The sequence below is a fragment of the Brevibacterium sp. FME17 genome (genome assembly GCF_014897515.1).
In the GTDB taxonomy this organism is placed as follows: Bacteria; Actinomycetota; Actinomycetes; order Actinomycetales; family Brevibacteriaceae; genus Brevibacterium.
This window is the reverse complement of the sequence record NZ_JABUYD010000028.1, coordinates 21,708-44,270: the sequence shown is the minus strand read 5'-3', so window position 1 is coordinate 44,270 and position 22,563 is coordinate 21,708. Positions and strand designations below refer to the sequence as shown.

Here is a 22,563-nt window from a genome sequence, read left to right as displayed (position 1 = left end):
AGCGCAGTACCGGGACTTCCTTCTTCAAGCCGCTTGACATCTATAGGAGCATCACAGCACCCCCGAGCTCAGTTCAGGTGTCATCGCATTTCGCAATGGATTCTGGAATCACGAACCATTCAAGCTGGTGTGAGTCTTAAGCAGATTCCTCTTCAGCATCACTGGTGGCGTCACTGTCGGCACCAAGCAGGTCCAGCTCGCGCGGCAGAGTCCGCATCTGCAGGAGCGGGGATGCGATCACAGGGATCGACGCGGCAAGCGAACACGCTGCGAGGATCCACATCGTCGTGGACACGCCAAGGCTGTCGCCGAGGAAACCGGCGAGTAGTGAACCCAGCGGCATCGGCCCCCAGACGAGGAAACGAATTGAGGCGTTCATGCGTCCCAGCAGCGGCTTCGGGCACAAGCGCTGGCGGAAGCTGACCTGGGCGATGTTGTAGACGACGACCGCCCAGCCGGTGACAAGACTGGCCACGAGCATCGTCGGGAAGGTCGGCAGAACCGTGGCCAGGGGCATCCCGAAGAAGCTCAACCCACCGAGCATTGCGGACACCGAGATGCTCGTTCCTTCACCGAGTCGTGTCTGCACCCTGGCGGCACTGAGAGCACCGAGGATTCCCCCGATCGCGCTGGCCGACATGATGATGCCCAGCTGAACCTGGCTCAGTCCCAAAGTCGTCAACACGAACAGCACCAGGAGAGCGAAGATGCCTGATGCTGCGAAGTTCGTGAGGCCGGTGCACGCGGTGATCCGCAGCAGCAGGTTGTGGCCGAGGACGAAGCCCAATCCCTCACGGATCTCGGAGATGAAGCCGTTGCGGGTCTCTGGTTCCGGCGGTGTTTCGCGGTGGCGGATTCTGCTGACGAAAAGACTCGACAGGCCCATACAGACACTGGTCAGGCCCACTGTCAGTGGGGCTCCGATGGCTGTGACGAGGCCTGAGGCCAAAGTCGGCCCGACGACTCCTGCCGTCTGCTGACTGGCCTGGAGCTTGCCATTGCCGTCCCCGATGGATCCGCCGTCGACGAGTTCGGGCAGATACGACTGATTAGCGATATCGAAGAAGACGGTGACGATCCCGACTCCTGCGGCCACAATGTAGAGCTGGGGCATGCTCAGTGCGTCGAGCGCCCAGGCCAGCGGGATCGTCAACAGGATGCCAGCACGCACGATGTCGCCGGAGACGATGACGATCTTCTTCGGCAGTCGATCGATCCAAGCGCCCGCCGGCAAACTGATGAGGAGGAAGGCAGCCGATTCCAGTGTCGCCAGAAGCCCCATCTGGAAGGCATCGGCGTCTAAGAGACTGACGGCGATAAGGGGGAGTGCGAAGAAGACGAGCTGCGAACCGAACACTGAGACCGTGTCGCCCGCCCACAGTTTCATGAAGTCGCGGTGGTTCCACAAGGGTGAGCGTCCTGGCGGTGCGGGGTGGGCTGTAACCATGGCTCGTCCTTGAGTCGGGGTATCGGTGAACTGACGACGGAGATTAGATCGGGAGTGATTGAGATCTCTCAATTGCAGTCTGACAGGAGTGATTGAGTTAAGTCAATCACTGTGGTGTGACCAATTGACTTCTCCCGATCACTCGTTAGCGTTGAGGTATGAATGCTGAGCGCGCCGAGAACACGGCGCGGACCGTCGCGCGAGCCGTCGAACGCCGTGATGCCACCGATTCCGAGGCGAAGGCTCTGGCCTCGAGTCTTCGCATACGCATCCTGCGGCTGTGCCTCGACGAGGCACTGAGTAATCGTGAGATCGCCGAGGCGACCGACCTCAACCCAGCGACATCGCTGCACCATGTGCGGATGCTCGCCGACACGGGTTTCCTTGAGGCGCAGGAGCCGAGACGAGGTCGCCGAGGTGCCCGGGAGATCCCGTACCTTGCAACGGGCAAGAGTTGGTTCCTCAACACCGGTGACATGACAAATGAGATGCTCGATGCCTTCACCGCCGAATTCACGGCGGCTCCCTACGCGGAGCGCACGATGGGACGGATGGCGGCGATGCTCACCGAGGATGAGGTTGAGGAGTTCCGCGCCCGCATCGACGCCCTCTTCGAAGAGTTCCGCTCCCGCCGCAAGAAACCGGACGCCACACAGTGGGGACTGTTCATCGCCATGCACCCGAGCAGCTATACACCCGAGTGACCATGAGCGATAGCTATCATGACGCGCGCTGCGCGCCGGGGAAGGCTGGACTGAGGACACGACGTATTCCACCGCCTCGGCCGTGAGCTCGTCTTCATTGCACGTAGGGTCTGACGTGGATATTCGCCAGTTTCCACCCCTCTTATGGCGCGCCGAACCCTGCGGATTTACTGGGCAGGAGCGCATAATCGCCCTAAGATAAGAAGCATGGCGACCAGAACGACTTCCCCCGCTTCTGGTAAAGGAAAAGGCACAGCGCGCAAAGCTGCTGGTCGGACCGGGCAAGCGGGGACAAAGGAAGACCCCGGGACAAACGTTGTCACCGGTGCGTGGAGGGGAGTGGCCCACATGGCCGGAAACCGTGCGCGAAAGATCCTCAGCGACGAACCGAGTGACCAGTCACCGACGAAGAGAGACGGCACAGCCTTCTTCCTCATCGGTCTCTCAATCATCATCGCGGCCTTCGAATGGTGGAACATCCCCGGCGCGATCAGCGACGTCGTCCGCAATATCGTCGAGGGCACCTTCGGCAGAGTGGCACTGGCGCTGCCAGTGATCTTCACCTGCTACGCGATTCGACTGTTCCTGCGCGGAGACGATAACCGGGGCAATAACAGGATCCTCATCGGAATCATCCTCCTGCTCCTCTCTTCCTCGGGTCTGGCCCATATTGCCGCAGGCAATCCGACGTTCACCAACTCCCCAGAAGCCATGGCCAACGGGGGAGGGGCGCTCGGCTTCGTCATCTCCTCACCACTGGTCACCGCCACCACCAGTTATGTGGCGGTCCCTCTGCTCATCCTGCTCGGGCTCTTCTCCCTGCTGGTCATCACCGCGACACCGGTGCGTTCGATTCCCAAACGCCTCATGGATCTCTACCTGCGTCTGACTGGGGGAGCGCGACCCAATTCCGAGAAGCAGGACGGGCAGGAATCGACCGACCTCGTCGCCGACAACGCGCGCACCTCCACCCTCAAACCCGTCATGGGCAGCAAACGTCGGACCAAGAAAAAGAAGACCGACCTGCCCGAGGGCGGACATCCCGACGATGACACGACGACCAAGGCCTACGACAAGGCCTATATCCACGAAAACGATGTCAGCGAAGAAGAAGCTGACACCACGGTCATCGAACGGCCGCAGTTCAAACCCGGTGAACGTCGACCGACGAAGGCCGAGCGCGAAACTGCCGCACTGAAGAAGACCATCGGCATGGACGACGATGCCGCCTCGGTGACGAAGAAGGCTACCCCAGGTGACACCTCGGCGCCGGTGCCGGTGACCAACAACCCTGCACCGCCAGCCACGGAACAGCTGCCCGAACGAGTCGAGCAGCTCACTCTGGCCGGGGACGTCACCTACACCTTGCCTGCCTCCGACAATCTTCTGCCCGGCCCACCGGCAAAGGAGCGCTCCGAGGCCAACGACCGCGTCGTCGAAGCCCTGCGCGACGTGCTCGAACAGTTCAAGATCGACGCACAGGTCACCGGCTTCTCACGTGGCCCCACGGTCACCCGGTACGAGGTGGAGCTGGGATCAGGCACCAAGGTCGAGAAGGTCACAGCGCTGTCCAAGAACATCGCCTACGCGGTGGCCAGCGCCGATGTCCGCATCCTCTCGCCGATCCCCGGCAAGAAGGCGATCGGCATCGAGATCCCCAACTCCGACCGTGAGAACGTGTCCCTCGGCGATGTGCTGCGATCGAAGGCCGCCCGCAAGACCGAGAACTCACTGGTCATGGGCGTGGGCAAGGATGTCGAAGGCGGATTCGTCGTTGCCGACCTCTCGAAGATGCCCCACCTGCTCGTCGCCGGTGCCACCGGTGCCGGTAAGTCGAGCTTCGTGAACTCCATGATCACCTCGATCATGATGCGTGCGACCCCCGACGAGGTGCGCATGATCCTCGTCGACCCGAAGCGCGTAGAGCTCACGATCTATGAGGGCATTCCACACCTCATCACACCGATCATCACGAACCCCAAGAAGGCCGCCGAGGCGCTCGAATGGGTTGTACGCGAAATGGACGCCCGCTACGACGACCTCGCGAACTTCGGGTTCAAACACATCAACGAATTCAACAAGGCCGTCCGGGAGGGCCGCGTCCAGGTTCCGGCCGGAAGCGAAAGGGTCCTGCAGCCCTACCCCTACCTGCTGGTCGTCGTCGACGAGCTCGCCGACCTGATGATGGTCGCGCCGCGCGACGTCGAGGCCTCGATCCAGCGCATCACCCAGCTGGCACGTGCGGCAGGCATCCACCTGGTGCTCGCCACCCAGCGACCCAGCGTCGATGTTGTCACCGGTCTGATCAAGGCCAACGTACCTTCACGGCTGGCCTTCGCCACCTCATCGCTGGCTGACTCCCGAGTCGTGCTCGATCAGCCCGGTGCGGAGAAGCTCATCGGACAGGGTGACGCACTGTTCCTGCCCATGGGTGCTGCCAAGCCGATGCGCGTCCAGGGCGCTTGGGTCAACGAGTCCGAGATCGAAAAGGTCGTCGAACACGTCAAGGGCGAACTCAAGCCGAACTACCGTGAAGACGTCGCGGTGGAGAAGCCGACGAAACAGATCGATGAGGAGATCGGCGACGATCTCGAACTGCTGCTCCAGGCGGCCGAACAGGTTGTGACCACACAGTTCGGTTCGACCTCGATGCTGCAGCGCAAACTGCGCGTCGGCTTCGCCAAGGCCGGGCGACTCATGGACCTCATGGAATCACGTGGCATCGTCGGACCCTCCGAAGGTTCGAAGGCACGTGACGTGTTGGTCCGTCCCGAGGATCTGCCAGGCACACTGGCGATCATCAAGGGCGAGACCCCACCCGACGAGGACCCGAACCCGGCATCAGGCGGTGGCGGCGGCTCGGACGACGACGGCTCGGGCTACGGCGCGGGTCACAGCACGCAGGGTGCGAGCGGAGCGTCGGCCGCCGCAGACTACGACGAGGAGTTCGACGACTTCGGAGATTCAGGAACGAACACTTCGGGGAGGTCAGCAGGTTCTGGTGCCAACGACCGTTACTCGGCGGGAGTCGGGCATGCCGACGATCTGCATATCGGCGACGTCGACCCCGAGACCGGCTTGGAAGTCGTTGAGACCAGCGGAGAGGACGCCTGGTCACTGACCGGTCGCTGACTCGCACCGCAAAGCAGAACTGAGAACGGCGTGGAGCCGACCGCTGAAACGAGCGGTCGGCTCCACGCCATTCACATGTCATTCCGATAGGGTTGCTCTGTGAATGATCGACCAGAGAACAGCGCCCCGGGACCCGCACCGGCAGAGCCCAGCCCGTGGAATGTTCCCAATGCCCTGACCGTGCTGCGGATCCTGCTCGTCCCCGTCTTCCTCGTCCTTCTCTTGGTCGATGGCGGCCAGGACATGACCATGCGGTGGTGGGCGCTGGCCGTCTTCCTGCTGGCGATGGCCACGGATAAGCTCGACGGAGATCTGGCCCGCAAATACAACCTGATCACGAACTTCGGCAAGATCGCCGACCCGATCGCTGACAAGTCCCTTATGGCGGCGGCACTCATCGGCCTCGCTGTGATCACGGAGATCCCTTGGTGGGTTCCCGTCATCATCCTCATCCGTGAACTGGGCATCACCGTGCTGCGCTTCTTCATGATCCGCATCGCCGTCATGCCCGCGTCCAGAGGCGGCAAGATCAAGACGGTGCTGCAGACCGTCGCCATCGGGCTGTTCCTGCTGCTGCGCCCTGTGGCGCAGATCGTTCCCGAAGGCGTGACCTTCGCACTGTTGATCCTGGCCTGGCTGACCCTGGTCGCGGCCATCATCGTCACTGTTGTGACAGGAATCGACTACTGCGCCCAGGCGGCAAAACTGGCCAAGGACTCACGTGGAGGAGGCGAGACTGCTGCCGGCGGTCCCTCGGCTGACCGTCCGTCCGGAGATGGTCCCTCCTCGGCCAATCCAACCGGTCCGGACTCGAAGTGAGCCTGTGAACGAGACAGAACTCTTCGCCCGAAGCCAGCATCTCATCACCACCTGCAAACAGGTGGGACTTTCGATCGCCGGAGCAGAATCGCTGACCGGTGGTCGCTTCGTGGCCACACTCGTCGACATTCCTGGTGCCTCTGCAGTCGTCCGCGGCGGACTCATCACCTATGCCACCGACCTAAAATCGCGCCTGGCCGGAGTCGACGCCAAGCAGATTGAGGAGACCGGCCCCGTCGACGAAGTCGTCGCAGCTCAGATGGCGGCCGGCGCAGCCAGGGAATGCGTCGCCGACATCGGGGCGGCCTGCACGGGAGTCGCCGGACCCGAACCACAGGACGACAAGCCGGTCGGTCTTGTCTACACCGCCATCGCCTTCGCCGGAAAGGCGCAGGTCAGCGAGCACCATTTCTTTGGGGACCGGGACGCGATCCGCAGTCAGACGGTGGCGGCCATGGTGGCAGACCTCGACGACTTCGCCACACAGATGGCGTTCGGACCCGAAGCCGATGACGCGAACCAATCATGATTCCGGCGCCGTGGAATAAGTACAGCCTCGGCGCAGTTAACGAAGCAATGGCAATTGGACGAACATGCATCGGTACCTTCGAATGGACTGGCAAAACCATCAGGTCACACACCCAGGTTGGCGCTCGGCAACGACCGGGTTGTAAAGTTGAGTACACCATCAAGACTGTTCGCGGAGACAAGAGGAGGGACGCGCAATGCTACTGAGAGTTGAAATCGGTGACGCACTGCGCTCCGTCCGTCGGCGCCAGGGGCGGACCCTGCGCGATGTTTCTACGGGGGCCAGCGTTTCGCTGGGCTACCTCAGCGAGATCGAACGCGGACAGAAGGAAGCCTCCTCTGAGCTCCTCTCCGCGATCTGTGAAGCCCTCGACCTGCCGTTGTCGGCTCTGCTGTCATCGGTCTCCGACCGTTTCGCACTGGAGGAGGGCGTCGAAATCCCGGACACCATTCCACAGGAACTCTCCGACAAGATCCTCGGTCGCCCCGGTGGATATACCGTGCCACGACTGGCAGCCAAGCCGTAATGCGGCACACCCTCTACTGGGTTCTGATGAATGAGGAATTCGGCGAAGCTCGAGCCGCATCACTGCACACAGACCTCGCCCTGAGCAGCCTGGGCTCTCGCACCGCCGAAGAGGCATTCAGCGCAGGCGTCGAACCCCGGGACATCTGGACTGCAGTCTGTGACGCCTCGGGCGTACCCGAATCTCGTCGACTGGGCAAAGAGAAGCCACGTTCACGTCCGTTCTAGGATCTGACTGTCCAGCGCCGTCCTTCCCACGACTGCTCCTCGCATCTGTTCATCTATACGCTGCTTCGTGCTGACTGGCAAGGCACTCAGTCTCACCGGTACGGCAGTCAATCCGACGGGTACGGCGAAATCACTCGATCCATCCAGCATCGATCTTCAGGTCGAGGAGCGGCGGACGGTGCAAAATAGCGCGACACGCACCGACATATAGAACACTTGTTCCCATGTCGGTTATGCTGGTAATGATTCACGGGACCTGTGACCATGAGTGGCCGATTATCCACGGGGGAATTCGTTCCTCTGTTGTTATGTCAGTGCCACCTTCTAGCCTTGGTCTCAACGGATAACGAAACTTTTAGGAGAGACCATGGCTCGTACACCGAAGAACCTGCAGATCCCTACCGGCGGCGATAAGTCGAAGGCGCTCGACGCCGCGCTGGGACAGATCGACCGCAACTACGGCAAGGGCGCGATCATGCGTCTGGGCGAAGGGGTCCGTGAACCCATCGCCTGCATCCCCACCGGTTCCATCGCACTCGACATCGCTCTGGGCATCGGCGGCCTGCCCCGCGGCCGCGTCGTCGAGATCTACGGCCCGGAATCCTCGGGTAAGACAACAGTGGCCCTGCACGCTGTCGCCAATGCTCAGAAGACGGGCGGAATCGCAGCATTCATCGATGCTGAGCACGCCCTAGATCCGGAATACGCGAAGAAGCTCGGCGTCGACACCGACCAGCTCCTCGTGTCCCAGCCGGACACCGGTGAGCAGGCACTCGAGATCGCCGATATGCTCATCCGCTCCGGAGCGCTCGACGTCATCGTCATCGACTCCGTCGCGGCCCTCGTGCCGAAGGCCGAGATCGAAGGCGAGATGGGCGACAGCCATGTGGGCCTCCAGGCGCGACTGATGTCGCAGGCACTGCGTAAGATCGCAGGCGCCCTGTCTCAGTCGAAGACCACCGCGATCTTCATCAACCAGCTGCGTGAGAAAGTCGGCGTCTTCTTCGGTTCACCGGAGACCACCTCTGGTGGTAAGGCACTGAAGTTCTACGCCTCCGTGCGCATCGACGTGCGACGCATCGAGACTTTGAAGGAAGGCCAGGACGCGGTCGGCAACCGCACCCGCGCCAAGATCGTCAAGAACAAGATCGCACCGCCGTTCAAGCAGGCCGAGTTCGACATCATCTATGGCCAGGGCATCTCCCGTGAGGGCAGCCTCATCGATATGGGCGTCGATAACGGCATCATCCGCAAATCCGGATCATGGTTCACCTACGACGGTGACCAGCTGGGCCAGGGCAAGGAAAACGTGCGCAACTTCCTGCGCGACAACCCAGGACTGGCCGAGGAGATCGAACTCAAGATCAAACACAAGATGGGTCTGATCAAGGTCGACGAGCCTGAAGCTGAGGCAGGAGCAGACAAGGCCGAGGGCAGCGCAGCAGAGAGCTCGAAATCGGATGACGTCGAAGTTTCCTGATCCGATCGATCGCGACAGCGATCTCGCCGAGTCACGTCCCCACGGGGGCGACTCGGCGAGATCAGATGCGCCGAGCGCGAAGCTGACGCAGCTGCGCGAAGCCATCACCGAGATCGACCAACGCCACGCCGAAGGGGAGCCCGAGTACTTCGCTGACACCGCCTCGTCGTCGGAGTCTCCGATGGGTGTGGGTGCTGCACCATCTGAGGACGTTCCCTCATTCGCCGACGCGCTGTCATTCGATGACGACGATGAGCCGCTGGACTTCGACGCCTCCTATGCGAAGGCGAAGAAGACGGCCATGAACATGCTGGCCATGCGCGATCACGCCAGCGGCGAACTGCGGGACAAACTGCTCAAGCGCGATTTCCTGCCCGAAGCAGTCGACGAACTCATTGCCAAACTGCAGAAGTCACGACTCCTCAACGACGAAGAGTTCGCACACCGTTATGTCCGAGCTCACAGGGAGCGTCGAAAACTGTCCCGCACCGCGCTCAAACGAGAACTGAACAAAAAGGGCCTGCCCGCAGAGATCGTTTCCGACGCCGTCGAGGATGTGGACGGGGAAGACGACCTCGCCCGCCAGGTCGCCGAGAAGAAGGCCGCATCGACACGCGGACTCGACTACGAGGTCCGTGAGCGTCGAATTCTGGGCATGCTCGCACGACGCGGATTCGCATCCTCAATCTGTATCAAGGTGACACGCGAAGTCCTCGCCGAAGACTGAGCTTCGCCGATGACAGACAACAGCTAGAATAGTTTCGCCATGACTGAACTGATTGATGCACCCACCTCCACCGAGAAATCACCGCGCAGCTACGAGGTGAAGACCTACGGCTGCCAGATGAATGTCCACGATTCCGAACGGCTGTCCGGACTTCTCGATGATGCGGGCTATGTTCCCGCAGACACCGATGACCAAGCCGACGTCATCGTCTTCAACACCTGCGCGGTCCGCGAGAACGCGGACAACCGTCTCTACGGAAACCTGGGTCAGTTGGCGCACATCAAGGAACGCAACCCTGATTTCCAGATCGCAGTCGGCGGCTGCATGGCACAGAAGGATCGGGACACGATCGTCAAGAAGGCCCCCTGGGTCGACGTCGTCTTCGGCACTCACAATATGGGATCGCTGCCGGCACTGCTCGAACGAGCACGCCACAACCAGGAAGCCCAAGTCGAGATCCTCGAGAGCCTCGACGTCTTCCCATCCACTCTGCCCAGCCGCCGCGAATCACAGCATTCCGGGTGGGTCTCGATTTCGGTCGGATGCAACAATTCCTGCACTTTCTGCATCGTCCCCAGCCTGCGCGGCAAGGAGAAGGACCGCAGACCCGGCGACATCTTGGCCGAGGTCGAAGCGCTCGTGGCCGACGGCGTCGTCGAAGTCACACTTCTGGGCCAGAACGTGAACTCCTATGGTGCCGAATTCAGGGACAAGGGAGCATTCGCGAAACTGCTGCGCGCCGTGGGCAAGGTCGAGGGCATCGAACGTGTGCGCTTCACCAGCCCGCATCCTGCCTCGTTCTCCGATGACGTCATCGAGGCCATGGCAGAGACGCCGACCGTCATGCCGCAGCTGCACATGCCGCTGCAGTCCGGCTCCGACTCGATTCTGAAATCCATGCGCCGGTCCTACCGCACCAGCAGGTTCATGCGCATCCTCGACTCCGTGCGCGAGAAGATCCCGCATGCAGCGATCACCACCGACATCATCGTCGGATTCCCAGGGGAGACCGAAGAAGACTTCCTCGGCACCATGGACATCGTCCGTCGTGCCCGCTTCTCACAGGCCTTCACCTTCCAGTACTCGATACGCCCCGGCACTCCCGCCGCCACGATGGACGATCAGGTACCCAAGCACATCGTGCAGGAACGCTTCGAGCGACTGACTGCGCTCCAGGACGAGATCTCCTGGGAGGAGAACAAGGTACAGGTCGGCCGGGAGATCGAAGTGCTCGTCACGACCAGACCACACGATGACTCACCACGACTCACCGGCCGCGCGGCAGACAACCGACTCGTCCACGTGGGGATCCCTGACGGAATCGATATGCCGCGTCCCGGTGACTTCGTCACTGCCACCGTGACCGAAGCCAAACCATTCTTCCTCTTGGCCGACTCCGGCTTCGCGGTACGTCCCTCCCGAGCAGGCGATGCCTATGACCGGGCACAGGCGGACAGCTGTGGAGCCCCAGCGCCGGGACAGACAAGTGCCGGATCCACGAATCTGGGCATGCCGACCATCCGCACCCGCGGCTGAGATGCCCGAATTTGCGATCATCCCGGCCGCACCGATCCTCTTAGACGGTGTGGACCTGGCAGAATCCGCGCAGATCGGACCCTTGCGAACTGTCATCGAATCCATTCTGCAGACCAAGACGAAGTGGGCGCTTCCGGTGCGCGAGCTGCCTCCCGTAGCCGGCCTCGGCGGGCTGGGCATCGATCGTGGCATTGATACCCGAACGAATGAGCTGCTCGAAGGCGAGGAATGGGTTGAGACCGTGTCCGCGCTCAATCCTGCCGAGCGTGCCGCCAGTGAATCCGCGCATCCGGCCATAGCAGTGGCGCTCCTCCACGCTCATTCCTGTGGTGTTCGAATCGGCACGCTGGGCAGCACAGATGACCTGATGATTCCCATCGACCTGTCCGTCGCTGCGTCCGAAAACGCTCCACTGGCACCAGTGCCCGGCGCAGCGGAGGCAGACGCCCGTGTCGTACATGCACTCACAGCCGGTGATGTCGACGCAGTAGTCGCAGCGACGTCGGCGGGTGCCGACGTGCACGCCGACCTCGACCTCCTCGACGCTGCAACCGCACATATGCTTCTTCGCGAAGGAACCGACTATTCGTTCAGCACGGTCTTCGACGAGAACGTCCACGAGGTCCGTTCGTTGTGCGGGACCGGAACGTATTGAGATGAGCCACCCTTGAGCACGGCCGAAGAGCCCATCATCACCATCGCCGGGGCCACAGCCACAGGAAAATCGGACCTGGCACTCAACCTGGCTGAACACCTCGGCGGGGAGATCATCAATACGGATTCCATGCAGTTCTACCGAGGCATGGACATCGGCACCGCCAAACTGCCCCTCAATGAGCGCCGAGGAATCACCCACCACCTCATCGACATCCTCGACGTGCGTGAAGAAGCGAACGTACAGACCTTTCAAAGGCAGGCGCGTGAGGCCATCGCAGACATCCGCACCCGGGGGAGACGACCCATCCTCGTCGGCGGATCGGGACTGTACGTGCGAGCCGCGACCGACCGCATGGAATTCCCCGGCACCGACCCCGAGGTGCGGGCACGAATCGAATCTGAAGTCGACGCCGACCGGTGGGGCAGGCACCGGCACCTGCAGGAAGTCGACCCCGCCGCCGCGGAGAAGATCACACCAAACGACTCCCGACGCATCGTGCGTGCCCTCGAAGTCATCGAGCTGACCGGACGCCCCTTCAGCGCTCAGCTGCCCGACTACCAGGCCATCGAACCGACCCTCCACCTAGGACTGAGCGTGGAGCGGGCCACCCTGCACGAACGAATCGCTGCCCGAGTGAAAATCATGTGGGAACAAGGGTGGGTCGACGAAGTCCGCAGTCTCCTCGAGCGTGGCCTGGCCGAAGGCAGAACCGCATCGCGGGCCATCGGGTATGCACAGATCCAGCAGCACCTGAGCGGCGAACTCGGCCAAGACACAGCCCAAGAGCAGACGACCATCAGAACCCGGCAATTCGCACGCAGACAGGACACCTGGTTCCGCAGGGATCCGCGCACCGTCTGGATCGACGCGACCGCCGGCGACCATGAGGCCAATGCTGCCCACGCCCTCGAGACCATCGCAGGCACAACATACCCCGAGAGCTGAAGTCCATTCTCCAGAACTGAAAGCCGACTGTGCCAAGCGCGGATCGCTCACCGATAGGATAAGTTCATGAGTTCCTCCCAGTCACCATTCGCCGATATCGCAGGCACCGACTTCATCAAGGGCCATGGCACGCAGAACGACTTCGTCCTCTTAGCCGACGACGACAGTTCCCTTGAGATGCATCCTGAAACGATCGCGCTCCTGGCCGATCGTCGCTCGGGCCTGGGCAGCGACGGTGTCATCCGCATCGTCCGCTCGGCAAGCAGCGGGATCCCCGGCGCTCTCGAGCAGGCCGAGGCCGGAGCCGAATGGTTCATGGACTACTACAACCACGACGGCAGCCTCTCCGAAATGTGCGGCAACGGCGTCCGCGTCTTCGCCCACGTGCTGGTGACCACTGGTCGCGTCCCAGCCGATGCCAGAGAGATCCTCGTCGGCACACGAGACGGCATCAAGACCGTCCGCACGGTCCTCAACCCTGCACTGGGCAAGCAGACCGGTGACGAGACAGCGGCCGCGGCAGGACCGAGGCTTCCCGGCTCCGCGAGCGATGCCTGGTACATGATCGACATGGGCGAATGGTCTCTGGATGACAGTGACCACGTTCTCGTAACGACCTCGGGCATCGAAGTTCCCCGCCCCGGCATGCGCGTCGAGACCGGCAACCCTCACACGGTGGTCGCACTCGCCGAGCTGGCTGAACTCGACAGCGCAGAACTGCGCGACGCACCGATCCTCGACCCGGTTCCACCTCAAGGATCGAACGTCGAATACATCGTTATGGAACCAGCACGCAGCGACGTGGCCGGGGGAGAAGGTGCCCTGCGCATGAGGGTATTCGAACGCGGTGTCGGAGAGACCCGGTCCTGCGGTACGGGAGCGTGCGCCGCAGCCATTGCCGCCCACCACTGGGCAGGACCTGCCTCTCCACTGCAGTGGCGTGTGGATGTTCCCGGCGGTCAGCTGCGCATCGGCATCACTGTGAACGAAGACGGCACCCGCGGCAACGTCACCCTCTCCGGACCGGCTGTTTTGGTCGCCAGCGGCACAATCAGCTGACTTTCGCCGGCAGCTGACCTGAGCCAGATGTTGACCTCAACCAGATGTTGACCTCAACCAGCCTGCGGCTTGTTCGGTTTGCGGTTCGATCAGTCCCGGGTGACGGTGAGGACCCGGAAACCCTTCGACGACCCGGTGCGCACGACACTGAAGCCTTGTCCCAGAGCTTCGATGAGCCACTTCTGCAGAGAATCCGCACCGAGGTTCTTCGACACGACGAGATCGGCGCGTCCGGCGGGAGCCAAGCGTGGCAGCCAAGTGGTCAGCAGCTCATGCAGAGCCTCCTTGCCAACCCTGATCGGCGGATTCGAACGGATCGCACTGAACTGCATGTCCGACGGGATCTCATCAGCGGTGACGGGACGAATCGAACTCAGACCATGACGCTGCGCATTCTTGCGCGTGGCATCAAGGGACCGGGAATTGACGTCGAGCGCCCACACACGAACATCTACCTCGGCGTCCTTGGCACTAAGCGCTGCGTCCAAGGAAATGGGACCCCAACCGCACCCCAGATCGAGGATCTCGCCGGGCTCCGGTGTCGGGAGATGGCGTATCAGAACCGCTGTTCCCAGATCCAAACGCGTGGGGGAGAACGTCCCCGAAACTGTCTCGACCGTGACCTCGCGGCCCGCGAGATCAAGGGTCAGCTCGCGTGTTTTGGCTTCGCTGCTGGGCGATTCGGTGAAATAGTGCTCAGACACCGTTACAGTCTAGACGGCTGTGGGAGAATTGATGGACACCTCTCTGTTCTGAGAGGAAACTCTTCACACGGCAGCAGTGCCGCGAAGAGTGGAAACGAACAAAGGAATGAATGACGTCCACTGACAAAGAGCGTCGGGACGCGATGCTCGACCGCGTTCTCGCACGAGGTGCTCAAGCCTTGGGTACCAACGAATCAAACGTCGATGACGCCTCGCAGTTCGATCTGGCTGAGAGGGCGGCACTCAAACGGGTCGCCGGCCTGTCCACCGAACTCGAAGACATCACCGAGGTCGAATACCGCCAGGTCCGCCTGGAGAAGGTCGTCCTCGCCGGACTGTGGAACACCACGCAGGCTGACGCCGAGAACTCGATCAGGGAGCTCGCGGCCCTCGCAGAGACCGCTGGATCCGAGGTGCTCGACGCCATCATCCAACGCCGCGAGACCCCGGACCCTGGAACCTACCTCGGCAAGGGCAAAGCCGCCGAGCTGGCCGAGATCGTTGCCTCCGAAGGTGCTGACACCGTGATCATCGACTCCGAACTCGCACCCAGCCAACGCCGCGGACTCGAAGACGTAATCAAGGTCAAGGTCATCGACCGCGTTGCCCTCATCCTCGACATCTTCGCCCAGCATGCTAAGTCCCGCGAGGGCAAGGCCCAGGTCGAACTGGCTCAGCTCGAATACCTGCTCCCACGCCTACGCGGCTGGGGCGAGTCACTGTCGCGTCAGGCGGGTGGCCAGGTTGCCGGCGGTGCTGGAATCGGTTCCCGCGGTCCCGGTGAGACGAAGATCGAACTCGACCGCCGTCGAATCAGGGCCAGAATGTCGAAGCTGCGCCGACAGATCGAAGGGATGGCACCCTCACGGTTGACGAAGCGGAAGAACCGCGCACGCAACCACATCCCGTCGGTGGCGATCGTCGGCTACACCAACGCCGGCAAGTCCTCCCTGCTCAACCAGCTCACCGACGCCGAGGTGATGGTGCAGAATGCGCTCTTCGCCACCCTGGATCCGACTGTGCGACAGTCCCGGACCGCGGAGGGCATCACATTCACCTACACGGACACTGTCGGCTTCGTCCGAAACCTTCCACACCAGTTGGTCGAAGCATTTCGGTCGACATTGGAAGAGGCCTCCGACTCGGATCTGATCCTTCACATCGTCGATGCCTCGCACCCGGATCCGCATGGACAGATCCATGCCGTCCGGGACGTGCTCAAAGACGTCGAGACCGGAGATATCCCCGAACTCCTGGTCTTCAACAAGGCCGACCTTGCCGATGAAGCAGTGGTGACCGGACTCCACGCGGAGTACCCGGATGCCTGCTTCGTCTCCGCTGTGACCAAGGAGGGAATCGCCGAGCTCGTCGAAAGAATCGAGGCGATGCTGCCCTCGCCGAATATTGACGTCACAGTGCTCATCCCCTATGAGCGCGGCGACCTCGTGTCGAAGATCTATGCACTGGGCACGGTCGAACACGAAGAACACGGTGCCGAGGGAACCGCCATGCAGGCGAAGGTTCCGGCAGACCTGGCAGCGGAGCTCGCAGACTTCCGACGTCCGGACCTGGTCATCGGCAAGTGAGTAAGGTCGAAGATCTGCTCGAGTCCGCCGTAGGTGCCATCGGCGGCTCGCCCAGACACGGACAGACGGAGATGGCCGAGGCGGTTGCCTCGTCGGTAGACAAGGGCATCCACCTTCTGGTTCAGGCCGGAACCGGCACAGGAAAGTCGTTGGCGTACCTGGTTCCTGCGGCCGAGTACTCCAGTCGAACAGGCAAGCGCGTCATCGTGTCCACGGCCACCTTGGCTCTGCAGACACAGATCATCCACCGTGACCTGCCGCGCCTGTTCAAGTCGGTGAAGAAGACTCTCGACCCGCTGCCACGCGCGGCCCTGCTCAAAGGCCGACGCAACTATGTGTGCAAGCACAAGCTCTCCGGCGGGTATCCCGATGAGGGCGAAGGGATGCTCTTCGACCTCGGTGCCGATGCGGAGGCCGGTCGCAAGGCCAACGACCGGTCGGGTCTGGGTGAGGAGATTCAGCGGATCCGTACGTGGGAGAAGACCACTGACAGCGGGGATCGCGATGATCTTCTGCCTGGTGTCAGCGACAGGGCGTGGTCAGAGGTTTCAGTCAACGCCTTCGACTGCCTCGGCTCGAACTGTCCCCTGTACACGGAATGCTTCGCGGAGCTGGCCCGCAACAATGCCGCCGAGGCTGACATCGTCGTGACCAACCATGCCCTGTTGGCCATCGACGCCTTCGGTGAGAACACGGTGCTGCCCGAACATGATGTCATCATCATCGACGAGGCCCACGAATTGAAGGACCGGGTCACCAACGCACTGTCTGGTCAGATCAATACCAGCCTGCTCGCGGCCGCCACTAGTTCCGTGCGCAAGCACACGATCGTGCAGGACGGTGTCGTCGCGCTGCTCGACTCGGCCGCCGCAGCACTCGAACGTGCCCAGAGCGGAGTCGCCGAGGGCCTGATCATGAATATGAGCGAGGCACTGTCCCTCGCGTTGGCCCAGATTCGTGACTCCACGCGACAGATCATCAATGACATCGGCGGCAAAACCGAAGAGTCCGACGCCGGTCGGCAGATGGCCAAGGCCCGGTGCCAGGAGATCTTCGAACTCGCCGAGCGCTTCTGTGCACCGGGCAAGAACGATGTCGTGTGGTTGTCGAGAAGCACCTTCCGCGAACGGGAGACCACGAACCTCGTCGTCGCGCCGCTCAGCGTTGCCGGGACCATGAGGTCAGGGATCTTCGAAGAATCGACGGTGGTGGCCACCTCGGCGACTCTGTCGCTGGGTGGTAACTTCGACGCGGTCGCAGCGTCATTGGGACTCTTCGGCCCCGACGCCCCCAAATGGGACAGCCTCGATGTCGGATCACCCTTCGACTACGGCAAGCAGAGCATCCTCTACGTCGCAGCCCACCTTCCGCGTCCGGGCCGCAGCGGCCTGAGCGAACAGGCTCTGGACGAGTTGGAGGAACTGGTCACCGCGTCCCAGGGCGGTGCACTGGGACTCTTCTCCTCACGCGCGGCCGCGAATGCCGCAGCCGAACACCTGCGGGCGAAATTGGGCTTCCCGATCCTGCTCCAAGGTGATGACGGGCTGCCGTCGCTGGTCTCTCAATTCACCGCAGATGACCAAGCCTGTCTCTTCGGCACCATGTCGCTGTGGCAGGGAGTGGACGTGCCGGGCCGGACCAATCGTCTCGTCATCATCGACCGGCTTCCGTTCCCACGCCCCGATGACCCGCTGATGCAGGCCAGGTCGAGAGATGCCGATGATCGGGGAGTCAACGGGTTCATGGCCGTCAGCGCCACTCATGCCGCACTGCGCCTGGCACAGGGCGCGGGCCGCCTCATTCGGTCGACATCGGACAGGGGAATCGTGGCTGTCCTCGACTCACGCCTGCGCTCGGCCCGCTACGGCGGCTACTTGGTGAACTCGATGCCATCGATGTGGCCGACGACCGATTCGGCACTCGTGAAGAGCAGCCTGGGACGTCTGGCCGCCACCGAGAAATGACCGGAGACTGAAACGCACTGTGCCCCCGACCGATATCGGTCGGGGGCACAGCTAGTGGAGCCTGAGCGGTTGTCAGACCGACGAGGGCAGGGGCCTGGCCGGCTGTGTCAAAGGCGGCGAATGACCGTTACGACGAGACCCATGATCTGGGCATAGGTGCCATCGATGGGTTCGTAGTCCTTGTTCTGGGGGAGCAGCCACTGGTGGCCTGCCTTGCGCTTGAGGGTCTTCACCGTTGCTTCACCGTCGAGCAACGCAGCCACGATCTGACCGTTGTCAGCCGTGTGCTGTTTGCGCACGACCACCCAGTCGTCGTGGCAGATGGCGGCTTCGATCATCGAATCACCGACAACCTTGAGCAGGAACATGTCACCGGAACCGACGACCTGAGTCGGCAGAGAGAAGACGTCATCGACTTCCTGCTCGGCCAGGATCGGACCACCGGCGGCAATGCGACCCACCACTGGAACCTGGACGGTATTGTTGGCCAGCTCTTCGTACTTAGCCCGCTCTGCCTCTTCCTCTTCGAAGGGATTGACCACTTCGATGGCACGCGGGCGCTTCGGGTCTCGGCGGACATAGCCGAGGCGTTCGAGCTGCGAGAGTTGGTGGGCCACGCTGGAGAGTGAGGCGAGTCCGGCGGCTTTGCCGATCTCGCGCATGCTCGGTGGATAGCCGTTGGTGACGACTGCACGTTCGATGGTCTCGAGGACCAGGCGCTGGCGTGGGGTCAGACGGAAGTCGCCCTCGCCAGTGGAGCCTTCCGGAATCGAGACGTCTTCGTCATCGTGGCGGGCGGCCGCGATTTCGCTGGCGACGTCCTCATTACGAGGACGGCCTCTTCCTCGTTTGTTCTGAACCATTGCTCGTTCCCCTTCGTTCTATTCTCGCTGGCCTCACCGCTTGATCCTCACGTCGAGAATTCTCGTGTCAGTGCCGCCTGAGATGGTTCTTTCAGATCAATCAACAACGCTGGTTCCCTCTCATTGTCGCATAAATGTTCGAGTTGGACTGGACATATGTTCGATTGGCATGTTGAATAGAACAGACGTTCTACCTATTACGGGTGGAATCGTACGAAGGAAAGAGGTTAAGCGATGTCTGCACAGAACCAGGAACTGCGTTTCACCACTCGTGGACGCCAGGCGATGCGCCTGCTTCGGACCATGGTGTGCGCTCTCGTCATCGTCGGCGGAGCATTCTTCGTCGCCACGCAGTCGTTCTCGGCCGCGGCCGGAGCAGAAGCCGAGAGCACCGACATCGGCATCGACGCCGACGCGGTCGTCGTCGGCGAAGGTGAGTCGCTGTGGGCTGTGGCTGTAGATCTCGGGCTCGACCGAGACACTCGCGATGTGGTGTCTGACATCGTCGACATCAACCATCTGGCCACGCCTGTGGTGCACCCGGGTCAGACCCTGGATGTGCCCCAACGCTAGACTGATGCGGTGGGAAATAACGAGTCTTTGCCAGTACGTTCGGACCTAGTCGGCCTCAAGCCCTACGGGGCTCCGCACCTTGATGTTCCGGTGCAGCTGAACGTCAACGAGAACGCCTATCCGATCCCGGACGCCGTCGTAGAGAGCATGCGCTCGGCGGTCGACGGGCACTTCGCTGGACTCAACCGCTACCCTGACCGAGAGTTCGAGGAACTGCGCGAACATCTGGTGACCTACCTGCACGGAGTCAATGACCGATCCGGTCACACGGTTGGCCTCAGCCCCAACATGATCTGGGCGGCCAACGGATCGAACGAGGTCCTCTCCCATGTCGTGCAGGCATTCGGAGGACCGGGTCGCACGGTCCTCGGATTCACTCCCAGCTACTCCATGCACCCGCTGATCACCACCGGCACCGGTGCCACCTGGCAGTCGTCAGCACGCAACGATGATTTCACCCTTGATGCTGAAACCGTCGGCGCCGAAGTTGCGGCAACCGATCCCGACATCGTCTTCCTGTGCACACCGAACAACCCGACAGGCACCTCGATCGGTCTCGACGTCATCGAAGCCGCATACGACAACTGTTCGGGCATCGTCATCGTCGATGAGGCCTACGCCGAATTCTCCAGGCCTGCACGAGCCTCGGCGATGACCCTCCTGGCCGGGCGCCCTCGTCTGGTCGTGTCCCGCACGATGAGCAAGGCATTCGCCTGTGCAGGTCTGCGCCTGGGCTACGCCATCGCGGCCCCGGAGCTCATTGACGTCATGCGCCTGGTTCGCCTGCCGTACCATCTCTCGGAAATCACCCAGGTCCTCGCCTGCACTGCGCTGGAACATGCTGATCTTCTCCTGGAGAACGTCGACCGACTCATCGACTCGCGCGATCGAATCTCGGCACATCTGAGCAACGTCGGATTCACCGTCTACCCCAGTGATTCGAACTTCGTCCTGTTCGGCAACATCTCCTCACCACATGAGCTGTGGCAGAAGCTGCTGGATCGAGGAATACTGATCCGCGACATCGGCATCACCAACCATGCTCGCGTCAATGCAGGCACCGAGGAAGAGACCGACGCTTTCCTCACAGCGGTCGACGAGATCCTGGCCGAGCCCCCCGGCATTCTGCTGACAACGGGCTGAGACGCATTCCATGGCATGCGCACACTGAGGCACACCACATCACTTAAATCAGAGGACAATGGTCCTCAGGCGGCACCCACCCTTCCTACGAAAGGCCCTTCATGAGGCAGGCACAACGCTCCCGCACGACCTCGGAATCTGCGGTCACCGTATCCATCGACCTCGACGGAACCGGCCAGTCCGATATCTCGACCAGTGTTCCCTTCTTCGACCACATGCTCACGGCGCTGTCGAAGCACTCTCTCATCGACATGGAGATCAAGGCCGAGGGCGATACACATATCGACGTTCACCACACGGTCGAGGACACTTCCATCGTGCTGGGTCAAGCGCTGAGTGAGGCGTTGGGCGACAAGACCGGCATCCGTCGCTACGGGCTTGCCGCTGTGCCACTCGACGAGGCGCTGGCTCGCTGCGTCGTCGACGTGGCCGGTCGCCCCTACTTCGTGCACGAAGGTGAGCCGGAAGGCCAGCAGTACCACCTCATCGGCGGTCACTTTACGGGATCGATGACCTCACACTCTCTGGAGTCGATTGCATTCCATGCCGGTCTCACCGTGCACCTCGACCTGCTGCGCGGCCGCGACCCGCACCACATTGCCGAAGCTGAATTCAAAGCCTTCGCCCGCGCCCTGCGTGAGGCTATCGAACTCGATGAACGCAATAACTCGGTACCCAGCACGAAGGGAGTCCTGTGAGCACCACCGTCATCGTGACTCCTTTCGGAGTCGCTGAGCAGCTGGCTGCTGCCTGCGTGCTGTCGAACATCAAGGGAACCATCGTCCCCATCGGCGACTTCACCGGAATCGTCTTGGCCGATACTGATGTTCAGGCAGGCAACGAGGCGGCCGCGGCGATCTCGAAACTCTCCGGCAAACATGAGGTCCTGCTGTTGGCCCGCAGTGAGGAACAGATCGACGCCGGACACTTCCGGCACGGAGCCCGCGAATCGGATGTGCCGGCCGGCCTGGCCCTGAAGAACCTTCCGGACGTTCTTGAGCAGCTCCTGCTCGAGATCGTGTCTGCCGACGAAGTTGAAGGCAGCATTCCCACCTCCTCCATGACTAAACTGCAGGCCAGCGCCGCCACAATGTCTCCAGGCCGGGCGGCCGTGGCTCGGACCGCGCTGCTGTGGATCGTCGTGGCGGTCCTCGCGGGGCTCATCACCGCCTTCGGAATCACCATCGGTCTGAGCGGAAACACCATGGCCTGGGTCGTCGCCGTCTTTGGTGCGATCGTCCTCGGATTCTCCCTGTGGCGCATCTACAGAGTCCTGAACAGGGGTGCCAAGCAATGAGCACGGTCGCTGTCTTAGACTATGGCGCAGGCAACGTGCGTTCGGCCGTGCGCGCTGTCGCCGCTGCTGGTGCAGAGGTCGTGCTGACTGCCGACCGCGCTGTCATCGATGCCGCAGACGGTCTGCTCGTCCCCGGGGTCGGTGCCTATTCGGCCGTGATGGCCGGGCTGAAGCGAGTCGGCGGGGTTGACCTGATCCGCTCCTGGCACGAAAATCGCCGTCCTCTGCTGGGCATCTGCGTCGGTCTCCAGGTCTTCTTCGCCGGCGGAGAAGAACACGGGCAGAAGACGGAGGGTATTGGTCTCTGGCCCGGCGCAGTGACAGCACTCGATGCCCCCATCGTGCCGCACATGGGGTGGTCACAGGTCAGCGCACCGACGAACTCAGTGATGTTCGACGGCGTTGCCGAAGAGCGTTTCTACTTCGTCCATTCCTATGCTGCGACCGAAGCGCCGGCGAACACACTGGTGACCACGGCCACTCACGGTGGCAACTTCATCGCGGCAGTCGAGGACGGCACCACCTGGGCCGCCCAGTTCCACCCCGAGAAGTCATCCGATGCGGGAGCGCGTCTGCTGCGTAACTGGGTCGGCTCCTTCCCGAACACCGGTCGCGCACGCCACTAGCATTGCCCCTACACGTCA

22 protein-coding genes are annotated in these 22,563 nt (G+C 62.1%); 19 read left to right on the top strand and 3 right to left on the bottom strand.

Translation table 11 applies throughout. From position 1 onward, the window contains the following. Positions 1-136: 136 nt before the first annotated feature. Entirely contained in the window at positions 137-1,447 is a 1,311-nt protein-coding gene (locus INT40_RS18335; protein ID WP_193096680.1) for an MFS transporter, read from the bottom strand. A 158-nt stretch (positions 1,448-1,605) separates the two neighbouring features. Between INT40_RS18335 and INT40_RS18330 the strand changes: the two genes are divergently transcribed. The 12 genes from INT40_RS18330 (at position 1,606) to dapF (ending at position 13,789) form a co-directional block, all read left to right on the top strand. Next, positions 1,606-2,151, top strand: coding sequence for an ArsR/SmtB family transcription factor (locus tag INT40_RS18330; RefSeq protein ID WP_101571115.1), 546 nt, complete (start codon positions 1,606-1,608; stop codon positions 2,149-2,151). A gap of 207 nt (positions 2,152-2,358) precedes the next feature. Then, positions 2,359-5,283 carry a DNA translocase FtsK gene (locus INT40_RS18325; protein ID WP_413463560.1) on the top strand — a complete coding sequence of 975 codons (2,925 nt, stop codon included), beginning with the start codon at positions 2,359-2,361 and terminating at the stop codon, positions 5,281-5,283. A gap of 99 nt (positions 5,284-5,382) precedes the next feature. Next, on the top strand, positions 5,383-6,102 hold the full coding sequence (gene pgsA / locus INT40_RS18320) for a CDP-diacylglycerol--glycerol-3-phosphate 3-phosphatidyltransferase (RefSeq protein ID WP_319022022.1): 720 nt from the start codon (positions 5,383-5,385) through the stop codon (positions 6,100-6,102). 4 nt (positions 6,103-6,106) lie between these two features. Continuing rightward, positions 6,107-6,631, top strand: a complete 525-nt coding sequence (locus tag INT40_RS18315; RefSeq protein ID WP_319022021.1) for a CinA family protein — start codon at positions 6,107-6,109, stop codon at positions 6,629-6,631. A gap of 196 nt (positions 6,632-6,827) precedes the next feature. Next, on the top strand, positions 6,828-7,157 hold the full coding sequence (locus INT40_RS18310) for a helix-turn-helix domain-containing protein (protein WP_101571107.1): 330 nt from the start codon (positions 6,828-6,830) through the stop codon (positions 7,155-7,157). Beyond that, complete coding sequence (locus tag INT40_RS18305; RefSeq protein ID WP_101571105.1) at positions 7,157-7,384, top strand: DUF3046 domain-containing protein; 228 nt, start codon at positions 7,157-7,159, stop codon at positions 7,382-7,384. The genes INT40_RS18310 and INT40_RS18305 overlap by 1 nt, the downstream gene beginning before the upstream one ends. 367 nt (positions 7,385-7,751) lie before the next feature. Then, a complete protein-coding gene (gene recA, locus INT40_RS18300) occupies positions 7,752-8,864 on the top strand; it encodes a recombinase RecA (protein WP_101571104.1) in 1,113 nt (370 codons plus the stop codon). Next, the gene (locus tag INT40_RS18295) at positions 8,845-9,591 is read left to right on the top strand and encodes a regulatory protein RecX (protein ID WP_193096678.1); all 747 of its coding nucleotides are present in this window, start codon (positions 8,845-8,847) and stop codon (positions 9,589-9,591) included. Before recA ends, INT40_RS18295 begins: the two co-directional genes overlap by 20 nt. A gap of 39 nt (positions 9,592-9,630) precedes the next feature. Continuing rightward, positions 9,631-11,127 (top strand): tRNA (N6-isopentenyl adenosine(37)-C2)-methylthiotransferase MiaB, encoded by a 1,497-nt coding sequence (gene miaB / locus INT40_RS18290; RefSeq protein ID WP_101571100.1) that lies wholly within the window; start codon positions 9,631-9,633, stop codon positions 11,125-11,127. Between the two features lies 1 nt (position 11,128). After that, complete coding sequence (locus tag INT40_RS18285) at positions 11,129-11,782, top strand: hypothetical protein (RefSeq protein WP_193096677.1); 654 nt, start codon at positions 11,129-11,131, stop codon at positions 11,780-11,782. A 12-nt stretch (positions 11,783-11,794) separates the two neighbouring features. Continuing rightward, on the top strand, positions 11,795-12,730 hold the full coding sequence (gene miaA / locus INT40_RS18280) for a tRNA (adenosine(37)-N6)-dimethylallyltransferase MiaA (RefSeq protein ID WP_193096676.1): 936 nt from the start codon (positions 11,795-11,797) through the stop codon (positions 12,728-12,730). A gap of 66 nt (positions 12,731-12,796) precedes the next feature. Continuing rightward, on the top strand, positions 12,797-13,789 hold the full coding sequence (gene dapF / locus INT40_RS18275) for a diaminopimelate epimerase (RefSeq protein WP_101571095.1): 993 nt from the start codon (positions 12,797-12,799) through the stop codon (positions 13,787-13,789). An 89-nt stretch (positions 13,790-13,878) separates the two neighbouring features. Here the strand turns inward: dapF and INT40_RS18270 are convergent, their stop codons facing one another. Further along, positions 13,879-14,493, bottom strand: a complete 615-nt coding sequence (locus tag INT40_RS18270; RefSeq protein ID WP_193096675.1) for a class I SAM-dependent methyltransferase — start codon at positions 14,491-14,493, stop codon at positions 13,879-13,881. 110 nt (positions 14,494-14,603) lie between these two features. Between INT40_RS18270 and hflX the strand changes: the two genes are divergently transcribed. Together hflX and INT40_RS18260 are read left to right on the top strand one after the other, a co-directional pair. Then, complete coding sequence (hflX, locus tag INT40_RS18265) at positions 14,604-16,079, top strand: GTPase HflX (protein ID WP_193071935.1); 1,476 nt, start codon at positions 14,604-14,606, stop codon at positions 16,077-16,079. Beyond that, positions 16,076-18,043 carry an ATP-dependent DNA helicase gene (locus INT40_RS18260; protein ID WP_193096674.1) on the top strand — a complete coding sequence of 656 codons (1,968 nt, stop codon included), beginning with the start codon at positions 16,076-16,078 and terminating at the stop codon, positions 18,041-18,043. The genes hflX and INT40_RS18260 overlap by 4 nt, the downstream gene beginning before the upstream one ends. 107 nt (positions 18,044-18,150) lie before the next feature. On the opposite strand, the gene lexA is transcribed toward INT40_RS18260, so the two are convergent. After that, on the bottom strand, positions 18,151-18,906 hold the full coding sequence (gene lexA, locus INT40_RS18255) for a transcriptional repressor LexA (RefSeq protein ID WP_101571087.1): 756 nt from the start codon (positions 18,904-18,906) through the stop codon (positions 18,151-18,153). 234 nt (positions 18,907-19,140) lie between these two features. Between lexA and INT40_RS18250 the strand changes: the two genes are divergently transcribed. The 5 genes from INT40_RS18250 to hisH all read left to right on the top strand — a co-directional run bounded on the left by INT40_RS18250 (position 19,141) and on the right by hisH (position 22,545). Then, complete coding sequence (locus INT40_RS18250) at positions 19,141-19,479, top strand: LysM peptidoglycan-binding domain-containing protein (protein WP_101571085.1); 339 nt, start codon at positions 19,141-19,143, stop codon at positions 19,477-19,479. Positions 19,480-19,488: 9 nt separating this feature from the next. Then, complete coding sequence (locus tag INT40_RS18245; protein ID WP_193071933.1) at positions 19,489-20,622, top strand: histidinol-phosphate transaminase; 1,134 nt, start codon at positions 19,489-19,491, stop codon at positions 20,620-20,622. A 101-nt stretch (positions 20,623-20,723) separates the two neighbouring features. Next, positions 20,724-21,320, top strand: coding sequence for an imidazoleglycerol-phosphate dehydratase HisB (gene hisB / locus INT40_RS18240; RefSeq protein WP_193071932.1), 597 nt, complete (start codon positions 20,724-20,726; stop codon positions 21,318-21,320). Next, positions 21,317-21,919: a hypothetical protein gene (locus tag INT40_RS18235; protein WP_193071931.1), complete on the top strand. Its 603-nt coding sequence runs from the start codon at positions 21,317-21,319 to the stop codon at positions 21,917-21,919. Before hisB ends, INT40_RS18235 begins: the two co-directional genes overlap by 4 nt. Then, entirely contained in the window at positions 21,916-22,545 is a 630-nt protein-coding gene (gene hisH, locus INT40_RS18230) for an imidazole glycerol phosphate synthase subunit HisH (protein ID WP_193071930.1), read from the top strand. The genes INT40_RS18235 and hisH overlap by 4 nt, the downstream gene beginning before the upstream one ends. Positions 22,546-22,563: the final 18 nt, after the last annotated feature.

Coding starts and splice junctions, on each gene's coding strand:
- INT40_RS18250 (WP_101571085.1), top strand. CDS start 19,141: ATGTCTGCACAGAACCAGGAACTGCGTTTCACCACTCGTGGACGCCAG.
- lexA (WP_101571087.1), bottom strand. CDS start 18,906: ATGGTTCAGAACAAACGAGGAAGAGGCCGTCCTCGTAATGAGGACGTC.
- INT40_RS18285 (WP_193096677.1), top strand. CDS start 11,129: ATGCCCGAATTTGCGATCATCCCGGCCGCACCGATCCTCTTAGACGGT.
- INT40_RS18335 (WP_193096680.1), bottom strand. CDS start 1,447: ATGGTTACAGCCCACCCCGCACCGCCAGGACGCTCACCCTTGTGGAAC.
- recA (WP_101571104.1), top strand. CDS start 7,752: ATGGCTCGTACACCGAAGAACCTGCAGATCCCTACCGGCGGCGATAAG.
- hflX (WP_193071935.1), top strand. CDS start 14,604: ATGACGTCCACTGACAAAGAGCGTCGGGACGCGATGCTCGACCGCGTT.
- INT40_RS18325 (WP_413463560.1), top strand. CDS start 2,359: ATGGCGACCAGAACGACTTCCCCCGCTTCTGGTAAAGGAAAAGGCACA.
- INT40_RS18310 (WP_101571107.1), top strand. CDS start 6,828: ATGCTACTGAGAGTTGAAATCGGTGACGCACTGCGCTCCGTCCGTCGG.
- INT40_RS18330 (WP_101571115.1), top strand. CDS start 1,606: ATGAATGCTGAGCGCGCCGAGAACACGGCGCGGACCGTCGCGCGAGCC.
- miaB (WP_101571100.1), top strand. CDS start 9,631: ATGACTGAACTGATTGATGCACCCACCTCCACCGAGAAATCACCGCGC.
- hisB (WP_193071932.1), top strand. CDS start 20,724: ATGAGGCAGGCACAACGCTCCCGCACGACCTCGGAATCTGCGGTCACC.
- INT40_RS18295 (WP_193096678.1), top strand. CDS start 8,845: ATGACGTCGAAGTTTCCTGATCCGATCGATCGCGACAGCGATCTCGCC.
- hisH (WP_193071930.1), top strand. CDS start 21,916: ATGAGCACGGTCGCTGTCTTAGACTATGGCGCAGGCAACGTGCGTTCG.
- INT40_RS18305 (WP_101571105.1), top strand. CDS start 7,157: ATGCGGCACACCCTCTACTGGGTTCTGATGAATGAGGAATTCGGCGAA.
- dapF (WP_101571095.1), top strand. CDS start 12,797: ATGAGTTCCTCCCAGTCACCATTCGCCGATATCGCAGGCACCGACTTC.